This window comes from Pseudomonas sp. MBLB4123 (assembly GCF_051904775.1).
In the GTDB taxonomy this organism is placed as follows: Bacteria; Pseudomonadota; Gammaproteobacteria; order Pseudomonadales; family Pseudomonadaceae; genus Aquipseudomonas; species Aquipseudomonas benzenivorans_B.
Genome location: NZ_CP196711.1, coordinates 1,864,152 through 1,880,673 on the forward strand (window position 1 = coordinate 1,864,152; position 16,522 = coordinate 1,880,673).

The 16,522-nt window shown below is 67.6% G+C and carries 11 protein-coding genes and 1 tRNA gene; 2 read left to right on the forward strand and 10 right to left on the reverse strand.

All coding sequences use genetic code 11. The features are described 5' to 3' along the window. Window positions 1-321: 321 nt before the first annotated feature. The 5 genes from pqqF to ACSX1C_RS08655 form a co-directional block, all read right to left on the reverse strand. Window positions 322-2,823 carry a pyrroloquinoline quinone biosynthesis protein PqqF gene (gene pqqF / locus ACSX1C_RS08635; protein ID WP_439889081.1) on the reverse strand — a complete coding sequence of 834 codons (2,502 nt, stop codon included), beginning with the start codon at window positions 2,821-2,823 and terminating at the stop codon, window positions 322-324. A gap of 207 nt (window positions 2,824-3,030) precedes the next feature. Next, a tRNA-Arg gene (locus tag ACSX1C_RS08640) sits at window positions 3,031-3,105 on the reverse strand. Window positions 3,106-3,187: 82 nt separating this feature from the next. Next, window positions 3,188-4,585: a sodium-dependent transporter gene (locus ACSX1C_RS08645; RefSeq protein ID WP_439889082.1), complete on the reverse strand. Its 1,398-nt coding sequence runs from the start codon at window positions 4,583-4,585 to the stop codon at window positions 3,188-3,190. 139 nt (window positions 4,586-4,724) lie between these two features. Continuing rightward, a complete protein-coding gene (locus ACSX1C_RS08650) occupies window positions 4,725-5,786 on the reverse strand; it encodes a Leu/Phe/Val dehydrogenase (RefSeq protein WP_439889083.1) in 1,062 nt (353 codons plus the stop codon). A gap of 81 nt (window positions 5,787-5,867) precedes the next feature. After that, window positions 5,868-9,335 carry an indolepyruvate ferredoxin oxidoreductase family protein gene (locus tag ACSX1C_RS08655; protein ID WP_439889084.1) on the reverse strand — a complete coding sequence of 1,156 codons (3,468 nt, stop codon included), beginning with the start codon at window positions 9,333-9,335 and terminating at the stop codon, window positions 5,868-5,870. Window positions 9,336-9,535: 200 nt separating this feature from the next. Here ACSX1C_RS08655 and ACSX1C_RS08660 point away from each other — a divergent pair, with 200 nt between their 5' ends. Further along, the gene (locus ACSX1C_RS08660; protein WP_318645710.1) at window positions 9,536-10,003 is read left to right on the forward strand and encodes an Lrp/AsnC family transcriptional regulator; all 468 of its coding nucleotides are present in this window, start codon (window positions 9,536-9,538) and stop codon (window positions 10,001-10,003) included. Window positions 10,004-10,041: 38 nt separating this feature from the next. Here ACSX1C_RS08660 and phnN read toward each other — a convergent pair whose 3' ends face one another. After that, window positions 10,042-10,605 (reverse strand): phosphonate metabolism protein/1,5-bisphosphokinase (PRPP-forming) PhnN, encoded by a 564-nt coding sequence (gene phnN / locus ACSX1C_RS08665; RefSeq protein WP_439889396.1) that lies wholly within the window; start codon window positions 10,603-10,605, stop codon window positions 10,042-10,044. A 374-nt stretch (window positions 10,606-10,979) separates the two neighbouring features. Here phnN and ACSX1C_RS08670 point away from each other — a divergent pair, with 374 nt between their 5' ends. Beyond that, entirely contained in the window at window positions 10,980-11,306 is a 327-nt protein-coding gene (locus tag ACSX1C_RS08670) for an Arc family DNA-binding protein (protein ID WP_439889085.1), read from the forward strand. An 86-nt stretch (window positions 11,307-11,392) separates the two neighbouring features. On the opposite strand, the gene ACSX1C_RS08675 is transcribed toward ACSX1C_RS08670, so the two are convergent. The 4 genes from ACSX1C_RS08675 to mgtE all read right to left on the reverse strand — a co-directional run bounded on the left by ACSX1C_RS08675 (window position 11,393) and on the right by mgtE (window position 16,237). Further along, window positions 11,393-12,529, reverse strand: a complete 1,137-nt coding sequence (locus ACSX1C_RS08675; RefSeq protein WP_318645707.1) for a sodium ion-translocating decarboxylase subunit beta — start codon at window positions 12,527-12,529, stop codon at window positions 11,393-11,395. 10 nt (window positions 12,530-12,539) lie between these two features. After that, on the reverse strand, window positions 12,540-14,324 hold the full coding sequence (oadA, locus tag ACSX1C_RS08680) for a sodium-extruding oxaloacetate decarboxylase subunit alpha (protein WP_439889086.1): 1,785 nt from the start codon (window positions 14,322-14,324) through the stop codon (window positions 12,540-12,542). Between the two features lie 25 nt (window positions 14,325-14,349). Beyond that, the gene (locus tag ACSX1C_RS08685) at window positions 14,350-14,604 is read right to left on the reverse strand and encodes an OadG family protein (RefSeq protein ID WP_439889087.1); all 255 of its coding nucleotides are present in this window, start codon (window positions 14,602-14,604) and stop codon (window positions 14,350-14,352) included. A 190-nt stretch (window positions 14,605-14,794) separates the two neighbouring features. After that, window positions 14,795-16,237, reverse strand: a complete 1,443-nt coding sequence (gene mgtE, locus ACSX1C_RS08690) for a magnesium transporter (RefSeq protein WP_318645704.1) — start codon at window positions 16,235-16,237, stop codon at window positions 14,795-14,797. Window positions 16,238-16,522 lie beyond the last annotated feature (285 nt).

The following is a 16,522-nucleotide window of genomic DNA, read 5'->3' on the forward strand; positions in this document are numbered from 1 at the left end:
AAGCCGCAGGCGGTGGCCCCAGGCTGCCTTGGCAGCGGTTGGCCGCTGCTTTGGTCGGGCCCGCCGGCGCAGGCGCAAGGGCTTAGTCCGCCCGCTCCCACCGACCCTGGGCGAACGGCGGTCGGTCCAAGGTCGTAGGCGAAGCAAGGCGAAAGCAGCACGCAACCGCAGCGGCACCGGGCAGGCTGCGAGTAGCGTGGATGAATGGGGGTTGTCGGCCGTGGCAAGGTCACCGCCCCTGGAGGCAGCCCGGCAACGTCGGGAATGCCCCGGGCTCAAGGGTCGTGCGGCCCGCGGCAGCATGCGCCCAGGCCTGGGCGCTCAGGCCGGCGGCGCGCCGCCGGCCAGCACCCGCCAGCCGCCCCGGGCCTGGCACAGGGCGCGATGGCAGCGCTGCAGCTCGTCCGACTCGAAGCCGTTCAGCGCCTGCCGCACGGCCTCGCCATGGGCCTGCGGCAATCCGGCCAGATGCTGTTGCCAGCACAGCTCGGCCCGCCCCGGCACGCTCGCCGCCTGCTCGCCCAACTGGCGCGCCAGCTCGCCGCAGGCGACACGCAGTTCCTGCGCCGCCAGCCGCGCCAGGCGTTCGCCTTGCGCCGCCAGGAAGGCCTCGATATGCCCGAGCAGCTGCGTCGTCGAGGCCTTGGGCGACTGCACCGCGAACAGGACGCCGCGGCGCCCCTCGACCTGACGGAAGCCGCAGAACAGGGCGTAGCCCAGCTGCAGCTCGCCGCGCAGGCGGGCGAAGAAGGGTCCCTGGTAGAGCTGCGCCAGCAGGCGCCAGCCCGCTTCGCTGGCGGCATCGGCCGCAGGCTGCGGGCAGAACAGCAGCAGCGCCGCCTCCGGCGCGTCGATGGCCGCGTCGCGCCAGTAGCGTCCCGGCGCGGGCCGGGCCGGGGGCGCGACCGGCGGCAGACTGGCAGTCCGGGCGAACAGGCGGGCGATCGCCTGCCGCTCGCCCGCGGCCAGGCCCACTCCCAGGCCTTCGAGATGGGCCCGGCGGAACAGGCCCGGCCAGTCTGTGCAACCCGCACGCGTCGGCTCGGGGCCCGGCGCGGCGAAGAGTTCGGGCAGGCGCCCGAGCAGCTGGCGCAGCGGCATCTGCGTCGCATCGACCGCCCCAGGGGCAGGCCAGGCCGCCGCTGGGGCCGTGCCCAGGCGGGCCAGCACCTGCGCCAGCAGCCTGGGCAGCAGATCCGCCGCCCCCTCCAGGGACAGCTGCAGGCCGTCGCCCTCGCCCGCCAGGCGCAGCATGGCTCCGACCTCTTGCGCATCGACCTGCACCGTACGCAGCCTCGCCTGGCCGTAGGCCAGCAGCTGGGTCAGGGGTGGCGGCTCGGCGAAGCGCAACAGGCCATGGAAGGCGGCCCGGCCCGCGCCGCGGGGAGCGGCGAACCAGTCCAGGGCGACCGTCATCCCCAGCACAACCGGCGCCGCCGCCACTGGGCCGAGCAAGGGATTGGCGGCCGGCAGTCGCCAGTTCCAGGCGCGGGGCGGCACGGCGGCCACTGGCGCCGTCCGGCTCATATGCAGGGGGAACCCCGCGCCGGGCCAGGCCGGCGCCTCGGCCGGGCCGACGCACAGGCTGATCGCCCGCTCCGGGTTGCGCATCTGCAGCAGTAGCGTCCGGACCGCCTGAAGGCCCTCGGCACTAGCGCTTGCCCCGGGTTCCCGCCCCACGCTCAGGCATTCCTGCCAGTGGCGCGCCAACGCCAAGGGGCCGAGGGCCTGCAACTGGCGCGCCTCGAGCGCCCCTCGACTCGCGGCCAGCGCCCCCCAGTCGGCCGCCGACGCCAGAAACGCCAGCCAGTCCTGCAGGGCCGCGGCGATGCTCGCCTGGGCCGGGCCACCCGGATCGACGTCGGCAAAGTTCAGCAGCAGTAGGGCCTGGCCGAGATGGCGGTAGACCAGGCGCACCTCCAGGCCACGACACAACGCCGCCTCCTCCAGCTCGGCACCCAGCCCCCCCGCCGAGCGGGTCGACAGGCAGCTCTGCAGCAGCGCCAAGGCTTCGTTGAACGCCGCGATCGGGACCCGCGGCGGCAGCTCCAGGGCAAAAGCCAACTGCAGGCTCGGGTGGCTGCCGCGCAGGCTCATGCGCAGGTGTTGCTCGCGCAGGGGCAGCAGCGTGGGCGGCGTCGCCTGCACCTGGCGTGCCGCCGCCGGCAGGCCGTCGGCATGACGCTGGACCAGGGCGAGGAGTTCGGCGCAGGACTGCGGCCCGACCAGCATCAGGGACAGCTGTCCGGCCTGGTAGAAACGCCGATGGAAGGCCCGCAACGCCTGCTGGAAGGCGTCGCTGTCGAGCGTCAGGGTCGCGCGGTTGCCGGCGAGGAAGGCCGCGGCCCGATGCCCAGCCGGCAGCGCCTGGCCCAGCGCGGCGTCCAGCAGGGTCTCGGCATCCTGGCTCCGGGCCAGGAACTCCGCGTGCAGCACCTCGCGCTCGCGCCGTTGCGCGGCCGGCTCGAGCAGCGGCCTGGCCAGCATGTCGAGCATGCGTGCCAGGGCGCCGTCGAGCCGGTCGGCCGGGACCTCGCAGAAGTAGTCGGTGTGGCGTGCCTGGGTCGAGGCGTTGACCTGACCGCCACAGGCCTGCACATAGGCCATCAGCCCCTGCTCGGGGGCGAACCCCACGCTGCCGAGGAACACCAGGTGTTCGAGAAAGTGCGCCAAGCCGGGATAGACGGCGGGCTCGTCGTGGCTGCCGGCGGCGACCCGCAGGCTGATCGCCGCCCGGGGCGCATCCGCCCGGCTCAGCAGCAGCACTTCCAGGCCATTGGCCAGGCGCCGGCGCACGGGCCGTGGCGCAGGCATCTCAGGCATGGGGGAGCGGGCGGACATAAGCGTAACGGGCTCGGGCGCAGTTCGGCCCAGCCAGGGTCGCCCCCGCACCGCGGCGGCGCAATAGTACTTTGGCCGCAGCGGCCCGGGCCTAAAGTCGCAGGTGCGCGACGCCGGCCGGCATAGACAGAAAACCCCGCACGGGGCGGGGTTTCTGGAGGTCGGGCAACGGTTCGCTGCCCTGGTAGATGGCGTCCCCTACTGGAGTCGAACCAGTATCTAGCCCTTAGGAGGGGCTTATTCTATCCATTGAACTAAGGGGACGCGGTGGCGCGACATAGCATCGCAACGACCGGGGCGCATCTTAACGGCCGAATGCGCATTTGTCATGCCGCCAGCCACCTCCTCAGCCGAACAGGCCGAGGGTGTGCAGGAACACCACCAGAATGCCCAGCGGGGTGACCCAGCGCAGCACCTGCCACCACAGCTTGAACAGCTGCGGGTTGTCCAGCCCCAAGGCCTCCTGGACGCTCTCGCGGCTCAACACCCAGCCGGTGAACAGCACGGTGCCCAGGCCGCCGAGCGGCATCAGCAGGTTGGTGGTCAGGTAGTCCAGGCAGTCGAAGAAGGTCTTGCCGAACAGGGTGAACTCGCTCCAGGCGTTGAACGAGAACACCGTGCCCAGGCTCAGCAGCCACAGGGCCAGGCCGCTGAGCAGCACCGCCTTGAGACGGCCGATGCCGAACTTCTCGCTGAGCCAGGAGATGGTCGGCTCGCTCAGGGAGATCGCCGAGGTCAGCGCGGCGATCGCCAGCATGACGAAGAACAGCCCGCCGACCAGCTGGCCCAGCGGCATCTGGCCGAAGGCGATCGGCAGGGTGACGAAGATCAGCCCCGGCCCCGCGCCCGGCTCCAGGCCGTTGGCGAACACCAGCGGGAAGATCGCCAGGCCCGCCAGCAGCGCCACCCCGGTATCGGCCAGGGCGACCATGAGCGCGGTCCGGGCGATCGAGGTGCCGGCCGGCAGGTAGGAGCCGTACGCCATCATCGCGCCACTGGCCAGACTGAGGGTGAAGAAGGCATGCCCCAGGGCCACCAGCACGCTCTGGGCGCTGAGCTTGCTGAAATCGGCATCGAACAGGAAACTTACCGCCGCCATGAAATGCCCGGTGGTGGCGGCATAACCCACCAACACCAGCAGCAACAGGAACAACCCCGGCATCATGAAACGCAGCGAGCGCTCCAGACCCTCGCGCACGCCCAAGGCCACTATACCCAGGGTCACCAGCAGCACCAGGGTGCCGAAGCCAGCCAGTTTCCAGGGATCGCCGAGCATCGCGCCGAACAGCGCGCCGCTGCGCTCGCCGTCCAGCCCGGCGAACTCGCCCAGGGCGGCGGCCGGTGCATAGGCCACCGCCCAGCCGGCGACCACCGCATAGAAGCTGAGAATCAGGAAGCCGGTCAGCACCGCCACGCTGCCGAGGATGCGCCAATGGCGGCTGGCCCCGGCCTGCTTGGCCAGGGCGGCCATGGCGCCCTCCGGGTTGGCCCGACCGCGGCGGCCGATCATCACCTCGGCCATCAGCAGCGGAATGCCGATCACCAGGATGCAGGCCAGGTAGACCAGGACGAAGGCACCGCCGCCGTTCTCGCCGGTGATGTAGGGGAACTTCCAGATATTGCCCAGGCCCACGGCCGAGCCGGTGGCGGCCAGGAAGAAGGCCCAGCGCGACGACCACAGGCCACGGCCGGCGCTGCTGGAGGCGCCGGCGTAGCTGCCGGCGACGATGCTGTCTTGACTCATTGGGACTTGCCCTCTTGTTGTTGTGAAAAAAGTCAGTCGGAAAACTTGTGCAGGGTGGGTTAGCCGAAGGCGTAACCCGCCAATCGGCCAGCGGGCCGGCGATCCTCAGCCCTATCCATGCAGCGGCCGGCACATGGCGTTAGCGCCCGCCGCGCAGGCGTTCCTCGGCCAGGCGATCGGCGATGGCGGTGGTGGTGGCACCCTCGCGCTCGGCGCGCTGGAAGATCTCCGCCAGGGTCGGACCGATGCCCTCGATATGCGCCTTCAGTTCGGCCGCGCTGCCGCCGGTGCGCTCATAGCAGACGTCGATGATGCCGCCGGCGTTGATCGCGTAGTCCGGGGCGTACAGGCAGCCCTTGCGCTGCAGCTCCTCGGCCAGTTCGGCGCTGGCCAGCTGGTTGTTGGCCGCCCCGGCGATCACCGGCGCGCGCAGCGCCTCCAGGGTGTGCGGGTTGATGATCGCGCCCATGGCGCAGGGGGCGAACACGTCCACGTCCAGGCCGTAGATGTCGTTCTGGCCCACCGCGGTGGCGCCCAGCTGTTCCACCGCGCGGCGCACGTTGGCCTCGACTATGTCGGTCACCCAGAGCTCGGCGCCGGCTTCCTTGAGCTGGCGGGCCAGGCCGAAGCCGACCTGGCCGACGCCCTGGATGGCCACCTTCAGGCCCTTGAGGTCGTCGCGGCCGAGGCGGTGCTTGACCGCCGCCTGCAGGCCGATAAACACGCCATAGGCGGTGGACGGCGACGGATCGCCGTTACGCAGGCCGCCGCCGACCAGGGCCTCGCGCTGGCCGGCGCCGGCGACGTGGCGGGTGCGCTCGGCCATGATCTGCATCTCCGCCACACCGGTGCCGGAGTCGGCGGCGGTGATGTAGCGCCCGCCCAGGCTGTCGACGAAATCGCCCATGGCCTGGAACAGCGCCTCGCTCTTGCCGGTGTGCGGGTTGCCGATGATCACCGCCTTGCCGCCGCCCAGGGGCAGCTTGGCCAGGGCCGACTTGTAGCTCATGCCGCGGGACAGCCGCAGCACGTCGCGCAGGGCCTCGTCGTCGCTGGCGTAGGCCCACATGCGGCAACCGCCCAGGGCCGGACCGAGGGTGGTGTCGTGGATCGCGATGATGGCCTTGAGGCCCGACGCCTGGTCGTGGCCGTAGACCACCTGCTCGTGATGATCGAAATCGACGTGGGAAAACACGGACATGGAAAAACCTCGGGTTTCTTGTTGTAGGGGGTCGCCCCTCTCCCGGCCTGGGAGAGGGTTCTTGGTAGGGTTAGATGGTGATCAGGCGGCCGGTTCGAACAGCTGCACGGCCTGGATTTCGCTGGCCAGCAGGCGGGCCTTGAGCTGCCGGCCCTGCTCACGGACTCTGGCCACCGCCTGCTCCTTGACGTGGCCGTAGCCGCGGATCTGCTCCGGCAGTTCGGCCAGGGCCACCGCGGTGCGGTAGTTGCCGGGCTTGAGCTCGGCCAGCAGGTACTCGACGCTGCGCTCGTATTCCTCGATCAGCTCGCGCTCCAGCTGGCGCTCGGCGCCATAGCCGAAGGGGTCCAAAGCCGTGCCGCGCAGGAACTTGAACTTGGCCAGCAGGGCGAAGGCCTTGAGCATCCAGAGACCGAACTGGCGCTTGCGCGGCGCGCCGGTGACCGGATCGGCCTTGCTCAGCCAGGACGGTGCCAGGTGGAACTGCAGGCGATAGTCGCCGGCGAACTGTGCCTGCAGCTGCTGCAGGAAGCTGCCGTCGCTGTACAGCCGCGCCACCTCGTACTCGTCCTTGTAGGCCAACAGCTTGAAGTAGTAGCGCGCCACGGCCTTGCTCAGGGCCTGGTCGGCACCGCTGTCGGCGCGGGCCACGCGCTGCACCAGCTCGCGGTAGCGCTCGGCGTAGGCGGCGTTCTGGTAGGCGGTGAGGCGCGCCACACGGTCGTTGAGGAGTTCCTCCAGGGTCTGGCAGCGCGGCGCCTCGACCACCTTGGGGGCAGCCAGCTTCTCCACCGCCGCCAGGTCATGGGCGGCGCGCCGGCCCCAGAGGAAGGCCTGCTGATTCAGCGCCACGGCCACGCCGTTGAGTTCGATGGCCTTGGCGATGGCCTCGGCCGATACCGGAACCAGGCCCTTCTGATAGGCGAAGCCGAGCATGAACAGGTTGCTGGCGATGCTGTCGCCGAGCAGGCGGGTGGCCAGGCGGGTGGCGTCGACGAAGTGGGTCTTGCTGCTGCCCACCGCCTCGATCAGCGCCTCGCGCATGGCCGCGCCGGGCACCTGGGCGTCCGGGTTGCGGGTGAACTCGGCGGTGGCCGCCTCATGGCTGTTGATCACCGCATGGGCGATCTTGTCGTTGAGCTTGGCCAGGGCCTCCTCGCTGGCGGCCACCACCAGGTCGCAACCGAGCAGCAGGTCGGTCTCGCCGGCGGCGATGCGCACCGCATAGATGTCGTCCTGCTGGGCGGCGACGCGGATATGGGTCACCACCGGACCGAACTTCTGCGCCAATCCCGCCTGGTCCAGCACGCTGCAGCCCTTGCCTTCCAGGTGCGCGGCCATGCCCAGCAACGCGCCGACCGTGGTCACGCCGCTGCCGCCGACCCCCGGCAGGAGGATGTTCCAGGGCCGCTCGAGGCCTGGCTGCCTGGGCTCGGGCAGCGCCTCGAACAGCGCGTTCTGCCCCACCGCCTCGGGCTTGCGCAGGCTGCCGCCGTGCACGGTGACGAAGCTCGGGCAGAAGCCCTCGACGCAGGAGAAGTCCTTGTTGCAGGCGTTCTGGTCGATCTCGCGCTTGCGCCCCAGCTCGGTCTCCAGCGGCAGCACCGACAGGCAGTTGGACTTGACGCTGCAGTCGCCGCAGCCCTCGCACACCGCCGGGTTGATGAAGGCGCGCTTCTGCGGGTCGACCAGCTTGCCGCGCTTGCGCCGGCGGCGCTTCTCGGTGGCGCAGGTCTGGTCGTAGATGATCACCGAGACGCCCTTGAACTCGCGCAGCTCGCGCTGCACCGCGTCCAGCTCGCTGCGGTGGTGGAAGGTCACGATGGGCGCGAAGCTGTCGCGGCTCGGGTATTTTTCCGGCTCGTCGCTGACCAGGGCGATGCGCTTGACGCCCTCGGCGAACACCTGCTGGCTGAGCTGGTCGACGCGCAGCTCGCCGTCGATCGGCTGGCCGCCGGTCATGGCCACCGCGTCGTTGTAGAGGATCTTGTAGGTGATGTTGACCCCGGCGGCCACGGCCGCGCGCAGGGCCAGCTGGCCGGAGTGGAAATAGGTGCCGTCGCCCAGGTTCTGGAAGATGTGCGGGGTGTCGGTGAACGGCGCCTGGCCGATCCAGGTGGCGCCCTCGCCGCCCATCTGGGTGAAGGTGTCGGTGTTGCGGTCCATCCACTGGGTCATGTAGTGGCAGCCGATGCCGCCCTGGGCGCGGCTGCCTTCGGGCAGCTTGGTCGAGGTGTTGTGCGGGCAACCGGAACAGAAGTGCGGGGTGCGCAGCGTGCTGTGCTTGGGCGCAGCCAGGGAGGCCTCCTTGGCGGCGAGGAAGGCCAGGCGCTCCTCGATGCTGGCGCTGCTGTAGATAGGCGCCAGGCGCTTGGCGATGGCCCGGGCGATCATCGCCGGGGTCAGCTCGGAGAGGTTCGGCAGCAGGGAATTGCCGTCCTCGTCGAACTCGCCGACCACCCGTGGACGCTTGCCCACCGGCCAGTTGTACAGCTGGCCGGTCAGCTGGTCCTCGATGATGCTGCGCTTCTCCTCCACCACCAGGATCTCGTCCAGGCCCTCGGCGAACTCGTGCACCGAGACCGGCTCCAGCGGCCAGCTCATGCCGACCTTGAGCACGCGCAGGCCGACCTGGGCGCACAGCGCCTCGTCCAGACCGAGGTCCTCCAGGGCCTGGCGCACGTCCAGGTAGGACTTGCCGGTGGTGATGATGCCCAGGCGCGGATTCGGCGAATCGAGCATCACCCGGTTGAGGTTGTTGGCCCGGGCGAAGGCGCGGGCCGCGTAGATCTTGTAGGTGTTGAGGCGCTTCTCCTGGGCCAGGGGCGGGTCCGGCCAGCGGATGTAGACGCCGTCTTCGGGCAGCTCGAAGTCCTCGGGAATGCGGACCTCGACCCGCAGCGGGTCGACGTCCACCACCGCCGAGGAGTCGACGTTCTCGGCAATGGTCTTGAGCGCCACCCAGCAGCCGCTGTAGCGCGACAGTTCCCAGCCGATGATGCCGTAGTCGAGAATCTCCTGGACATTGGCCGGATTGAGCACCGGAATGGAGGCGGCGATAAAGGCGTGCTCGCTCTGGTTGGCGATGCTCGAGGACTTGCAGCCGTGGTCGTCGCCGGCCAGCAGCAGCACGCCGCCGTGCTCGGAGACGCCGGCCGAGTTGCCATGCTTGAACACGTCGCCGCAGCGGTCGACGCCCGGCCCCTTGCCGTACCACATGGAAAACACGCCGTCGTAACGGGCACCGGGGAACAGGCTGGTCTGCTGGCTGCCCCACACCGCGGTGGCGGCCAACTCCTCGTTGACCCCCGGCTGGAAGTGGATGTGGTTCTCCTGGAGGAAGGACTTGGCCTCCCACAGGCTCTTGTCCAGGTTGCCCAGGGGCGAGCCGCGGTAGCCGGAGATGAAGCAGGCGGTATTCAGGCCATGGGCCGTGTCGCGCTGCTTCTGCAGCATCGGCAGGCGGGTCAGCGCCTGGGTGCCGGTGAGGTACAGGTGACCAGTGGCAAGGCGGTACTTGTCATCCAGGCGGATCTCGGCCAGAGACATGCGGACGCTCCTTTTATTGTTATGGCGAGCTGCGCGGCAACAGTTAATGCCTGCGCGGTTCTGTCGCACGCAGGATCACCGCGGGCAACGACTACCCAAGAATATGACTGAGCGGTATCGCTTTTATCTTTCTTTTTCGGGCATCAGCCAGCAATATTTCGCATGATTAATCCAATAAAAACAAAATATGGGAATCATTCATGCAAAACCCGCTGAGCCCTATCGATCGCAAGATTCTTCGCCTGCTGCAACACAACGCCGAACTGTCGGCGGCGGAGGTGGCGGAGAAGGTGGAGCTGTCGCAATCGCCCTGTTGGCGGCGGATTCACCGCATGCAGGAAGAGGGCCTGATCGAACGCAAGGTCGCCCTGCTCAACCACAAGCTGCTCGGCTTCGGCATCACGGTATTCGTCGACATCAAACTGTCGGCCCACGGCCGCAGCAACCTGGAGGAGTTCGAGCAGGCGGTGGTCGGCTATCCCGAGGTGCTGGAGTGCTACACCATGGCTGGCGGCTCGGACTACCTGCTCAAGGTGGTGGCCAAGGACATCGCCGGCTACGAGCGTTTCCTGCGCGATCACCTGCTGCAGCGTCCCCACGTGCAGGAGGCGCACTCCAACATCGCCATGAGCGAGGTCAAGCGCACCACCGAGTTGCCGCTGGATTGAGCGGCCGGTCGCGCTCCGGCAAGCCTCTCGCAGCGGGCTCAGACGCCAGGTCGACTGGCCTCGATCAGGCTGAGCAACTGCTCCACCGTGCCGGCCAGCTCGCCGGAGTTGTCCAGCAACTGCAGCCGCTCGCCCTGCGCCGCACCGCCGGCGAACTGGGCGTTGCGCGCCAGACGGGCCTCGATTTCCAGCGGTGTCTCGCGCCCGCGGGCCAGCAGGCGCCGGCGCAGCACCGCCGGATCGACCGCGAGCAACACGGCGAGCAGATCCGGATAGCGTCGGCGCGCCTCGTCTAGGTAGGCCCGCGAGCCGTTGACCAGGACATCCGCACCGCCAGCCAACCATTCGTCGACCTGCCGGGGAATGCCGTAGGCCAGGCCATTGGCGCGCCAGCTTATGGCGAAGGCGCCGGCCCGCTCCTGCGTCTCGAACTGTTCCGGCGACAGCGACAACGCCTCTTCGCCGAGCGCCTCGGCGGAACGGGTGATCACCCGCCGGGCGATCCGACAGCCCCGCGCGGCCAGCGGCCCGCGCGCAGCCTGCAGCAAGCTGTCCTTGCCCGAGCCCGAAGGCCCCATCAGATAGATCAAACGCCCGCCCATCACTCCCCCTTTCGCCTGCCGCCAGGCCTGCCGAACCACGCTCATGGCCGCTGGCACATCATAATCGTTGTCATGCGTGACCAGGCGCGGACCACGCTCCGCGGGCTGGCCGGACAGACTCTCCGAAACCGCCGTACTAAATGACGGCGTTCTGTCTAATGGCACTCACTTCTGACGACCGGTGCTGGCAAAGAGCCTTTATCCAGACCAAAATACGACACGTAATTGGCGCCAAATATTTGTAAGAATGACTCGACAGTCATCTCGATACGAGCGGCTATGCTGGTGGAACAACGAGCGCAAAAATGGGTCTTAACCCTAACCATTTGTAGCCCTGTGCCAGCATCGCTTTCCTGAACGAACCGGTTTACTGTATGCCCCCTATGAAACAGGCCATCTATTCCAGTCGTACCGCTGACAAATTCGTTGTTCGCTTGCCCGACGGTATGCGCGAGCGCATCGCCGATGTGGCGCGCAACCATCACCGCAGCATGAACTCGGAGATCATCGCCCGCCTCGAGCAGAGCATGCTGCAGGAAGGCGCGCTGGACGATGATTCGGATCTGCGCATCGACAGCCCCGAACTGTCCCAGCACGAACGCGAGCTGCTGCAACGCTTCCGTCAGCTGTCGCGCCGCCAACAGAACGCCCTGATCGCCCTGATCGCCCACGACAGCGAACTCGCCTCAGCAGATTCGTAAGAATCACGCATACAAAAAAACCGGCCCCTGGCCGGTTTTTTTGTATCGAAGAGGCACCGGCACGGCGCCCCTTCGCTCGCCAAGCATCAGCCGGCGAAGTTGAGCAACACCCCCGCCGCCACTGCCGAGCCGATCACCCCGGCCACGTTCGGCCCCATGGCATGCATCAACAGGAAGTTCTGCGGATTGGCCTCCAGACCGACCCTGTTCGAGACCCGCGCCGCCATCGGTACGGCCGACACCCCGGCCGAGCCGATCAAGGGGTTGATCTTGTTCTTGCTGAGCAGGTTCATGCCCTTGGCCATCAACACCCCGGCGGCGGTGCCGCCGCAGAAGGCCACCATGCCCAGCACCAGAATCCCCAGGGTCTTGAGCTGCAGGAAGGCTTCGGCCGACAGCTTGGAGCCCACGGTCAGGCCCAGACAGATGGTGACTATGTTGATCAACGCATTACGCGAGGTGTCGGCCAGACGCTCGACCACCCCGGACTCGCGCAACAGGTTGCCGAAGGCGAACATGCCCACCAGCGGCGCGGCATCCGGCAGCAGCATGCCGACCAGCAGACACAGCACCAGTGGAAAGACGATCTTCTCGACCTGGCTGACATGCCGCAGCTGCTGCATGACGATGGCGCGCTCTTCCTTGGTGGTCAGCGCGCGCATGATCGGCGGCTGGATCAACGGCACCAGGGCCATATAGGAATAGGCCGCCACGGCGATCGGACCGAGCAGGTCCGGCGCCAGCTTGGAGGTGACGAAGATCGAGGTCGGACCGTCGGCCCCGCCGATGATGGCGATGGACGCCGCCTCCTTGAGACTGAACTCCATCCCCGGAATGCCCAGGGCGGTCAGCGCCAGGGCGCCGATCAGGGTGGCGAAGATGCCGAACTGCGCCGCCGCGCCGAGCAACAGCGTCTTGGGGTTGGCCAGCATCGGACCGAAGTCGGTCATGGCCCCCACCCCCATGAAGATCAGCAGCGGGAACACGCTGGTGGGCAGGCCGACCTCATAGATCATGTGCAGGAAACCTGCACCCTCGGCCATATTCGCCACCGGAATGTTGGCCAGCACGCCGCCGAAGCCGATGGGGATCAGCAGCAGCGGCTCGAAGCCCTTCCTGATCGCCAGGTAGATCAGCCCCATACAGACCAGGATCATCAGCGCCTGCCCCGGCTCCAGGTGATACAGGCCGGTGCTCTGCCACAGCTTGACGAGCTTCTCCATGGACCGCCCCTCAGGCGATGGCCAGCAGGCTGTCGCCCACCGCCACCGCATCGCCGACCTTGACGTTGACCGCACCGACGGTACCGGCCTTGAACGCGCGGATCTCGGTTTCCATCTTCATGGCCTCGAGAATAATCACCAGCTGCCCCTCCTCGACCGCCTGGCCCGGCTGCACCAGCACCTTGAAGATGTTGCCGGCCAACGGCGCGGCCTGCGGCTCGCCGCCGCCGACGGCAGTCGGAGCCGCCGCCGCAGCGGCCGGCGTAGAAGCGGCGCCCCCCAGGGGCTTGATGCCCTCGATATCGCCGCCCTCGCCCACCTGCACCACATAGGACTTGCCGCTCACCTCGACGGTGTAGACCTCGGGCTTGCCGGCCTCGCGCGCCGGCCGCTCGTCACCGCTCGGCACCGGCTCGAAGGCCGCCGGGTTGCCGCGGTTCTCCAGGAACTTCAGGCCGATCTGCGGGAACAGCGCATAGGTCAGCACGTCGTCGATTTCGTCCTTGGCCAGCTGGATGCCCTTGTCCCGGGCGATGCCCTTGAGTTCGGCGGTCAGCTTGTCCATTTCCGCCTCGAGCAGGTCGGCCGGGCGGCAGCTGATGGCTTCGCCGCCATCCAGCACCCGTGCCTGCAGCTCCTTATTGAAAGGCGCCGGCGCGGCGCCGTACTCGCCCTTGAGCACCCCGGCGGTTTCCTTGGTGATCGACTTGTAGCGCTCGCCGGTCAAGACGTTGATCACTGCCTGGGTCCCGACTATCTGCGAGGTCGGGGTCACCAGCGGGATGAAGCCCAGGTCCTCGCGCACCCGCGGGATTTCCGCCAGTACCTGGTCGAACTTGTCCTGGGCGCCCTGCTCCTTGAGCTGGCTCTCCATGTTGGTGAGCATGCCGCCCGGCACCTGGGCGACCAGGATGCGCGAGTCGACGCCCTTGAGGTTGCCCTCGAACTTGGCGTACTTCTTGCGAACCTCGCGGAAGTAGGCGGCGATCTCCTCCAGCAGCTCCAGGTTCAGACCGGTATCGCGCTCGGTACCCTGGAACATGGCCACCACCGACTCGGTCGGCGAATGGCCGTAGGTCATCGACAGCGAGGAGATGGCGGTGTCGACGTTGTCGATACCGGCTTCCACCGCCTTGAGGATGGCCACGGAAGACAACCCCGCCGTGGCGTGGCACTGCATGTGGATCGGGATCGACAGGCTGGCCTTGAGCTGCGACACCAGCTCGAAGGCGATATAGGGGGTGAGGATGCCGGCCATGTCCTTGATGGCGATGGAGTCGGCGCCCATGTCTTCGATCTGCTTGGCCAGGTCGACCCACATCTGCAGGCTGTGCACCGGGCTGGTGGTGTAGGAAATGGTGCCCTGGGCATGCTTGCCCTGGCGCTTGACCGCCTGCAGGGCGGTCTGCAGGTTGCGCGGATCGTTCATCGCATCGAACACGCGGAACACGTCGACGCCGTTGACCGCCGCCCGCTCGACGAACTTCTCCACCACGTCGTCGGCATAGTGCCGGTAGCCGAGCAGGTTCTGCCCGCGCAGCAGCATCTGCTGGCGAGTATTGGGCATGGCCTGCTTCAGGGCGCGGATGCGCTCCCAGGGATCTTCGCCCAGGTAGCGGATGCAGGCGTCGAAGGTCGCGCCGCCCCAGGATTCCACCGACCAGAAGCCGACCTGGTCGAGCTTGGCGGCGATCGGCAGCATGTCCTCCAGACGCACACGGGTGGCCAGGATGGATTGGTGGGCGTCGCGCAGCACCACGTCGGTGATACCGAGGGCCTTTTTCACAGCGGTCATACGAAAGCTCCCTGTCGAACCTGGATCAGCCGCGGCGCGCGCGGTGTTGATGAATGGCGGCCTGGATGGCGGCGAGCACCTCGGGCGCGGGGTCTTGCGCCGATGGCCTGGTCGGTGCTGGCGCAGCGACGGCGCGCTGCGGGACGGGCGCGGCGAAGCGCTCGAGCAGGCGCGCCATCAGGCGAATGGAGAGAATGAGCAGAGCCAGGAAGACGAACACGAAGCCCATGCCGAACAGCATGAGCTCGACGCCCTCGAGCAGGAGTTGGCTGGGGGTCATGATGACTCCTTTAAACTGCGGCTCCGGGCCGCATTGTCGTTATTAGCGGAGGCGCCCGGAAATGCGCCGGGCAAAGCTGGCGCACCTTAGCTTGAAACAAGCGTTTGAAGCAAACCCGAGGCCGTTAAAGTGACATTTTCGGACGTTATCGCGACAACCCGCGCAGCTCGCCCCACGGAAGAGCCCGGGGTCACAGCAAAAAGACCGAGGCCAAGCCGAGAAAGATAAAGAAACCGCCACTGTCGGTCACCGCGGTGATCATCACGCTGGCGCCCATCGCCGGGTCGCGCCCCATGCGTACCAGGGTCATGGGAATCAACACCCCCATCAGGGCGGCGAGCAGCAGGTTCAGGGTCATCGCGGCGGTCATCACCACCCCCAGCGACCAGCTGTCGTACAGCAGGAAGGCTACCGCCCCTATCACCCCGCCCCAGACCAGGCCGTTGATCAGCGATACCCCTAGCTCCTTGCGGATCAGTCGCGAGGTATTGCCGGTACTGACCTGATCCAGCGCCATGGCCCGAACGATCATGGTGATGGTCTGGTTGCCCGAGTTACCGCCGATACCGGCGACTATGGGCATCAGTGCCGCCAGGGCCACCAGCTTCTCGATCGAGCCCTCGAACAGGCCGATCACCCGCGAGGCGAGGAAAGCGGTGATCAGGTTGATCGCCAGCCAGGCCCAGCGGTTGCGCAAGGATTTCCATACCGAGGCGAAGATGTCCTCCTCCTCGCGCAGACCGGCCATATTGAGGACTTCGCTTTCGCTCTCCTCGCGGATCAGGTCGACCATCTCGTCGATGGTCAGACGCCCGATCAGCTTGCCGTTCTTGTCCACCACGGGTGCGGAGATCAGGTCGTAGCGCTCGAACGCCTGGGCTGCATCGTAGGCGTCCTCGTCCGGGTGAAAGCTCACCGGGTCGGTCGCCATCACCTCGCTGACCAGTCGCTCGGGGTCGTTGACCAGTAGCCGTTTGATCGGCAGCACACCCTTGAGCACGCCGTCGTAGTCGACCACGAACAGCTTGTCGGTATGCCCCGGCAGCTCCTTCAGGCGCCGCAAATAGCGCAACACCACCTCGAGGCCGACGTCTTCGCGGATGGTGACCATCTCGAAGTCCATCAGCGCGCCGACCTGCTCCTCCTCGTAGGACAGCGCCGAACGCACGCGCTCGCGCTGCTGCGCATCGAGGCTCTCCATCAGCTCGTGGACCACGTCGCGCGGCAGCTCGGACGCCAGATCGGCCAGCTCGTCGGCATCCATCTCCTTGGCCGCCGCGAGTATCTCGTGGTCATCCATGTCGGCGAGCAACGACTCGCGTACCGCGTCGGAGACTTCCAGGAGGATATCGCCGTCGCGCTCGGCCTTGACCAGCTGCCAGACCGTCAGGCGGTCGTCGAGGGGCAGGGCTTCGAGGATATGGGCGACGTCGGCGGGGTGCAGGTCGTCGAGCTTGCGCTGCAGCTCGGCCAGATTCTGCCGGTGCACCAGGTTTTCCACCAGGTCCTGGTGCTGGCCTTCCTGACGGTGGGTCAGGTCTTCGACCACCTTGTGGCGGTGCAACAGCTCGACCACCTGAGCCAGGCGGTCCTGCAGGCTTTCTTGCGGCTTCTTGGCGTCTACTTCAGTCATGGCGCGCTCCTCCCCCAGCGGCGGCGCACGCCAAAGAGGGTCAATCAATCAATACGCGATTGCACAATCGGGATGCAAAGTAACTACTGGGTAAGTCCATGGTGGTGTCCCACAGGCCCCGGCGGGGCCGACGGCGCAGATGATAACACCGCCCAAGGTCATTGCACGTGACAAAAGCCAGTCAAGAACAAGCGCTTGCACCACAAACCTGAGTGATTTTTCCGAATGCGCCACTGCGACGCCCGCACCAGGCCGCAAGGCACCCTGACAGCGACAAGGCCTTCG

What these genes read in the sequence shown, in the direction of transcription:
- pqqF (WP_439889081.1), bottom strand. Translation starts at nt 2,823, where the DNA reads ATGCCTGAGATGCCTGCGCCACGGCCCGTGCGCCGGCGCCTGGCCAAT.
- ACSX1C_RS08645 (WP_439889082.1), bottom strand. Translation starts at nt 4,585, where the DNA reads ATGAGTCAAGACAGCATCGTCGCCGGCAGCTACGCCGGCGCCTCCAGC.
- ACSX1C_RS08650 (WP_439889083.1), bottom strand. Translation starts at nt 5,786, where the DNA reads ATGTCCGTGTTTTCCCACGTCGATTTCGATCATCACGAGCAGGTGGTC.
- ACSX1C_RS08655 (WP_439889084.1), bottom strand. Translation starts at nt 9,335, where the DNA reads ATGTCTCTGGCCGAGATCCGCCTGGATGACAAGTACCGCCTTGCCACT.
- ACSX1C_RS08660 (WP_318645710.1), top strand. Translation starts at nt 9,536, where the DNA reads ATGCAAAACCCGCTGAGCCCTATCGATCGCAAGATTCTTCGCCTGCTG.
- phnN (WP_439889396.1), bottom strand. Translation starts at nt 10,605, where the DNA reads ATGGGCGGGCGTTTGATCTATCTGATGGGGCCTTCGGGCTCGGGCAAG.
- ACSX1C_RS08670 (WP_439889085.1), top strand. Translation starts at nt 10,980, where the DNA reads ATGCCCCCTATGAAACAGGCCATCTATTCCAGTCGTACCGCTGACAAA.
- ACSX1C_RS08675 (WP_318645707.1), bottom strand. Translation starts at nt 12,529, where the DNA reads ATGGAGAAGCTCGTCAAGCTGTGGCAGAGCACCGGCCTGTATCACCTG.
- oadA (WP_439889086.1), bottom strand. Translation starts at nt 14,324, where the DNA reads ATGACCGCTGTGAAAAAGGCCCTCGGTATCACCGACGTGGTGCTGCGC.
- ACSX1C_RS08685 (WP_439889087.1), bottom strand. Translation starts at nt 14,604, where the DNA reads ATGACCCCCAGCCAACTCCTGCTCGAGGGCGTCGAGCTCATGCTGTTC.
- mgtE (WP_318645704.1), bottom strand. Translation starts at nt 16,237, where the DNA reads ATGACTGAAGTAGACGCCAAGAAGCCGCAAGAAAGCCTGCAGGACCGC.